The sequence below is a fragment of the Mesorhizobium sp. YR577 genome (assembly GCF_900116595.1).
Taxonomy (GTDB): domain Bacteria; phylum Pseudomonadota; class Alphaproteobacteria; order Rhizobiales; family Rhizobiaceae; genus Mesorhizobium_M.
Genome location: NZ_FPBI01000059.1, coordinates 1 through 5,604, shown reverse-complemented (window position 1 = coordinate 5,604; position 5,604 = coordinate 1). Strand labels below are relative to the sequence as shown.

Genomic DNA, 5,604 nt, shown 5'->3' with positions numbered 1-5,604 from the left:
AACTGCTTGAACTGGCGGTTCGTCACCGGCGTCTTGTCGATGAAGAAGCCGTCGACCTTCACCCGGTGTGCGGGAGCCTCTTCCCTGTAGTGATCGTCCGACCCCATGCGGAAGGTTCCACCGGGAACGAACACCATGCCCGGCGGGCAGGCCGTTGCGGCTTCCTTGACGCGGTCGAGGCGAATGTCGGGGATGTTCATGACATGGCCCTCAATCGCCGGGATCGCTGACCACGGACCAGCTGTCGTCCGGGTCGAAGGCGGTTATCTTCTCTGCGAGCGCGGTCGAATCCTTGCCAAGGTCTTTTTCGTAGACGGTGCCGTACTGGTTCACTATGAAGCTCATGAGGCCGGTGCGGTCGTACTGGGCGGGCGTGGCGATCAGGGCAAAGCCCGCGATCATGTGATCGTTGATGATGTAGCTGTATTGGCCGCCGGCGACATTGGCCCCCTGACCGGTCAGTATTCGGTAGCGGTATCCGAAATAGCCGTCTTTTTTGGCCGACGATATCTCGGCTTCATCGACCAGGCCTCCGACCGGGCTTTCGGGCACGCCGTCGCCTGACGCCCAATATAACCCGTCATAGGTCCCGGGCGAACTGACCAGATTCTGCGCATATTCGGTAACGCCGTCTTCATCCCAGTCGATTTGGCGGTACTCTTCCTGGGCATCGACAAAGCCGCGCATATTGGCGATCGCGGTCAACTCGTTTTCGCCGATACGGCGGTTGATAACCTCTTCAAGACCGTCGACGGTGTCGAACGACCAGCGGCCGTCAACCTTGACCGCCGGGAATGGAAACGGCCAAACCTCATCGCCAAGCAGGATCACGCTGCGGTCGTCACCGATCGCCTTCACGACGACTGCCTCGGAAGCCGCCTCTTTCAACCTCGGCAGCGCGGTCTCGACTTCCTCAGACTTCTGGACCTCTTCCGGCGACAGTCCGAGCAGTGAGGCAAGCACAGGCTTGTCACCTGAAATCAGGGCTGCCTTCAAATTCTCTGCGAGTTCTTCAGCGCTGGCGAAAGTTGGCGCCGGAGCACCGACGAAGGCCTGCAGGTCCTGCGCCGCATTCCCGTCCTGCTCCTGTGCGCCAACGGCGTGGATCTGAGCGAAGCCCAGCGGCACGGCAAGAACGATCGTAATGACATGACGGATCATGATGGTTCCTCAGATCTGCCTTCCTATCGACGGTGCAACCGTCCGCCGCCGCCTCTCGGCACAAATCCCCGTTGGCCGCCACCCCTGCTTTGGAAGCCGCGGTCGGAATGGTTCATGGCAATCCGGCCCGGTTGATAGTTGCCGAGCGCCGACGGCTTGCGCGGACGATCGTCGATCCTCGCCGCGGGTCGCATTTTCGATGTGGCTTTCCGGTTGACCTGCTGCGCGGTCGGCCGGTTGTTGGTAACTCTTGGACCCTTGAGCTGCCCGCTGGCATTGGCAACGGCTGGCTTCACGGTTCCAGGCTTGGGCAGTTTGGCGCCGGGCCGATCCTTCAAACCCTCGGCCACGTTCTTGCGAACGTCCTTGCCCTGAAGGTCATGCGCGCGCGCCTGGAGTTGGCCGGCACCGGCACGATCGCCAAGGCTGCCGCGATCCCTCGCCTTTCGGGCGACGCTGTTGACGTCCTTGCTTTCCAGGTTCTGCCGGAGCTTATCGCTGTCGAAATTCGCGTTATGAAGATCGATTTTGGAGCGGTCAATATTTCGGAAATCGACGTTCTTCAACTTGTCGACATCGATGTTGTTGATGTCGATTTTGTTGAAGTCGAAGTTGACGCGGTCGCCGATATCGACGTCGATGTCGACATTGCCACCCCAGGCGCCCCAACGGTCCCAATCAACCACCGCGGCAAACGCCGCACCGGTAACGAACCCCGCCCAATAGGGCGCGGTGGGGTAATAGTATGAAGGGTACGGCGCATAGACGATCGGCGGTCCGGTAACGACATAGCCGGGCACGTAAAGCATCTCGGGCGGATAAGTCGGAATGTAGACCGTCTTCGGGTCAGCCGACTTGATGATCACCTTGTCCTTCTCATGGACGACCTGAACCTGCTCGCTAGACTTCAGAACGCCCTTGGCGACAGCCTCGTCGCGCAGTTGTTGGATGGCGACCAGCACATCCTTCTGCTGGTTTGCGGTCGCGTCACCCAGCTGCTCGGTCCAGTCCAGATCGTCGTTCATCATTTTCACGACGGATGGATAGTTGAGCAGTGACAAGATGCTACCGTCCCACTTGTCGCTCGGCTTCAAGTCGGTCGATGTCTTCTTCTGCTCGAGGAAGCGCTCGGCCTGGACGATCTGGAGCGGGTAGAGAGATGCAGAGATGCACAGCGCGACAAGATCGTCGGGATAGAGAGCGATGCGAGCGGTCAGTATCTTGAGTTCGTCGAGTGTCAGTGGCTCGGCCTGCCGTTGCGTTGCGGCGGCGTCACTGTCGGCAGTCTGCGCATAAGCCGGAAAGCTTGCGACTGTGACGAGCGCCAGCGCTGCCAAGCAACCTGACCGGAGACTGAACGGTAGAAAAGTCTTCACCTGGAATACTCCAATCCGGGTACGCCAAAAGAAATCTCGATAGTCACCGCGAGCAGCGGTGGTAGGTCACCAGAACATCCGAGAAGACGGGATCGAAACGCTCGAACCGGTCTTTGCCGATTATCTTGAACGACACTGACATGTCGCTGAACATGACGGCGTCGGCGCAGCTCAGCGAAACGGTGATATGGTTCTTCTGCTGATGTATCCGGGTTGCCGTGCAGCTTTGGTTCGGACCCGCGATCTTGCTGCCCGAAACGATGATCCCAGTGTTGAGCGTTGAGCCCCGGTCCTGGAATCGGACATGCCCGTCGACCGTCTTGAAGGTCTCGGCACAGTCGGTGCCTTCCATGGTCCAGGCACCCTGCATCGCTTCCAGCGATGCAGCCATGGCGTGACCCGCCGATGCCAGAGTGGAGACGACAAGCAGTGCAACCAATTTTTCCCGCATCGGACTCTCCTTGTGGGTAGACGTCAGTGGCCGGCCTGTGAAACGGCTAATGGAATTGCGAGTGTCAGGAACACCGCATCTCCCTCGGCCCGATTTTTGGCGTCAAACTCATGGAAATATTTGACGCGGGCAGATATCGGCAGCTTGCCGACCTCGAAATTGTAAGCTGCAGTCGCGCCGATGGCGGCAACCCTGCCTTTGAAGTCGCCAAGCGTGGCGCCCTCGCCGCTATCTCCGGTGACCTGGTCGTAGTAGTAGCCGACCAGTCCGGCCGAAAATTCCTTCGAGAAGTTCTGCGAGATCGCCCATTCGAGGTGAAACTCGGTGCCTGTCTTGTAGTCGGTGGCGGGGTTTTCGCCGTTGAAGGTGAAGCCGGCGGCGACTGATAGATCGAGACCGGTCGACGGGTCGAGCCACGTCACCGCCGCGTTCACATCGGCTGCCCAGCGGTTAAAGGACAGGTTGGAAAGCGAGCCGTCCTTGTAGTCGCCGATCGGAATGTTGACCATCACACCGGTCTGCCAATGCCAGTTGCCAGAGTGCCAGCCGACCATGGCTGCGGCCACCGGATCGCCGAAGCTGAAACGGTCTTCGCTGCGGGAGAATGAGACCGGATTTCCGATAACGGGATTTGCGATTTCCAGGCCCGCATCCACATTCTTCTGCCCGAATGGCAGGGAAAGAGAGAAGGCCAGCGAACCGCTGCCGATCTCCCATGGGGTCACCCAGATCGCCGTGGGCACTTCGATGATCGCCGTCGCCTTGACATCGGCGACGATCTTGCCGCCCAACGGCAGTCCGCGATTGCCGCCTAGATCGCCGGTATAGATGTAGACGTCGTTCTGGAAATACACGCCCGGAGGCGGAAGCGCGGCGGCCATCGGCCCCTTGCTGCCAAGGAGATAAAACCCGGCACCGCCCTCGGCGGCGTAGAGGCCGGAAACCTGAAGGCACAGGAAAGCAGGCAACAAGGCCGCACGAGTGGCGACTGTTCTAGCCTTCATCAGAATTTCTCCTGTCCCGGGAGTATCGGCCGAAACATATCTGACCGTTCTTCATGACAACCGGCGGCGTTGATTTTGCGAGCCCCGAATATCTTAGGCAGGGTGCGCATTCACAGTAGGAATTGCGAAACATACAGCAGCTCCCCGACGGATGACGTTGCTACAGCTCGTTGTACGCCGCGCGATGTGTGTTGTTCGATACTATTGCCCACCGCACTGTGCTCGCGACAGTTGGACCAAAGGGCAATAAGGGCTGGGCGATACCTGCGTCAGATTAGTTAAAGCGCGAGTGATGACGATCGGTGGGTTCAGGAACGCGCTTCGCCATCCGCCGCGATTTGCCTTATCATGGTGACAAGGAGTTCGGCGTCGAACGGCTTGGCCAGGTATTTCACGGCACCCAGAGCAAAAGATTCAGCGCGCGCCTTGGTGCTGTCATGCCCCGTCATGACGATCACCGGACATCGATACCGCAATCGGGCAAAATGACGGAGAACGTCGAACCCATCCAGATTAGGCATGTGCAAATCGAGGATAACGCAGTGCAGCTCAATGGAACTGAAGCCCTCCAGGAACTCGGTTCCGGAGCCAAAGCCGGTGACCTCGATGGATTCGGACCTTAGAAGACGGGCCAAGGCTCGGCGGACCGATTCATCGTCATCCACCACCGCAACACTTATGCATCGCTCGGCCATAATCCATGGCATAGCCACTTCGTTCAAGCGGCGATAGTTGGACCTTGGCCGCACATCATCGGACTTGATAAGCTCGCCAGAAGGATCAGTGTGTTTCCGCAAAGCCCATACGATCCGCGACATGGACAAGATCGGCAAGCGTGCGAACCTCCATCTTTTGCATGACCCTGGCCCGGTGAACCTTCACTGTCTTTTCAACGATCCCCAGTTTGCCGGCGACCTGCTTGTTCATCATCCCAGCCACGACTCCGGCAAAGACTTCTCTCTCCCGGGACGTCAGGTTTGCAAACCGCGCTTCAAGGAATGCCCGCTCCTGGCGGGACTTCAATGAACCTCGGCTGCGTTCTATCGCTGTCCTGACGGCCGCCAGAAGAACGGGTGCGTCGACAGGTTTGGTCAGGAAATCGCTGGCGCCTTCCCGCATCGCCGACACGCTGGTGGGAATGTCGCTTTCCCCGGAAATAAAGATGATCGGCTGCGCTCCCGAGCCGGAAGCACCCAACCGGCTCTGAAGTTCCAGGCCTGTCAGATCAGGCATCGCCACATCGAGAATGATGCAGCCTAGAAGGTCTGGGTCGTAGTGATCGAGAAAGGATTGCGGCGTCGCAAACGGACAGGTCTTGAAACCCTCGGAATCCAGCAGGCGCGTGAGCGCCCTCAAAACCGAGGGGTCGTCGTCAACCAAAAACACTGTCGGAGACTGGGCGATCATGTCGTTGCTCCTCTGCAATCGGTAGTTCGATGAAGAATGTGGCCCCACCGCCGGAATTGTTCTTCGCCGCCAGACGTCCGCCATGTGCTTCGATTATCCATTTGCAGATCGGCAGCCCAAGTCCAAGGCCGAGCGATTTGGTCGTGAAGAATGGCTGGTAAAGTTCCTTGATCGCTTCGGCCGGGATGCCGTCACCGGAATCGAC

At 58.9% G+C, this 5,604-nt stretch carries 8 protein-coding genes; all 8 read right to left on the bottom strand.

The features are described 5' to 3' along the window. Positions 1 to 137: formylglycine-generating enzyme family protein (locus tag BM413_RS32240; protein ID WP_244538154.1), on the bottom strand; the 137-nt coding region annotated here is incomplete at its 3' end. Between the two features lie 73 nt (positions 138 to 210). Then, a complete protein-coding gene (locus BM413_RS32235; RefSeq protein WP_091918903.1) occupies positions 211 to 1,161 on the bottom strand; it encodes a DUF2950 domain-containing protein in 951 nt (316 codons plus the stop codon). A gap of 23 nt (positions 1,162 to 1,184) precedes the next feature. Continuing rightward, positions 1,185 to 2,498, bottom strand: a complete 1,314-nt coding sequence (locus tag BM413_RS32230; protein WP_244538152.1) for a DUF3300 domain-containing protein — start codon at positions 2,496 to 2,498, stop codon at positions 1,185 to 1,187. Positions 2,499 to 2,580: 82 nt separating this feature from the next. Then, positions 2,581 to 2,988, bottom strand: coding sequence for a hypothetical protein (locus BM413_RS32225; RefSeq protein ID WP_091918901.1), 408 nt, complete (start codon positions 2,986 to 2,988; stop codon positions 2,581 to 2,583). A gap of 23 nt (positions 2,989 to 3,011) precedes the next feature. Further along, entirely contained in the window at positions 3,012 to 3,992 is a 981-nt protein-coding gene (locus BM413_RS32220) for a SphA family protein (RefSeq protein WP_091918900.1), read from the bottom strand. Positions 3,993 to 4,300: 308 nt separating this feature from the next. Beyond that, complete coding sequence (locus BM413_RS32215) at positions 4,301 to 4,810, bottom strand: response regulator transcription factor (RefSeq protein ID WP_091918899.1); 510 nt, start codon at positions 4,808 to 4,810, stop codon at positions 4,301 to 4,303. Next, entirely contained in the window at positions 4,773 to 5,399 is a 627-nt protein-coding gene (locus BM413_RS32210) for a response regulator transcription factor (protein ID WP_091918898.1), read from the bottom strand. The genes BM413_RS32215 and BM413_RS32210 overlap by 38 nt, the downstream gene beginning before the upstream one ends. Continuing rightward, complete coding sequence (locus tag BM413_RS32205; RefSeq protein ID WP_244538153.1) at positions 5,365 to 5,571, bottom strand: ATP-binding protein; 207 nt, start codon at positions 5,569 to 5,571, stop codon at positions 5,365 to 5,367. The genes BM413_RS32210 and BM413_RS32205 overlap by 35 nt, the downstream gene beginning before the upstream one ends. Positions 5,572 to 5,604: the final 33 nt, after the last annotated feature.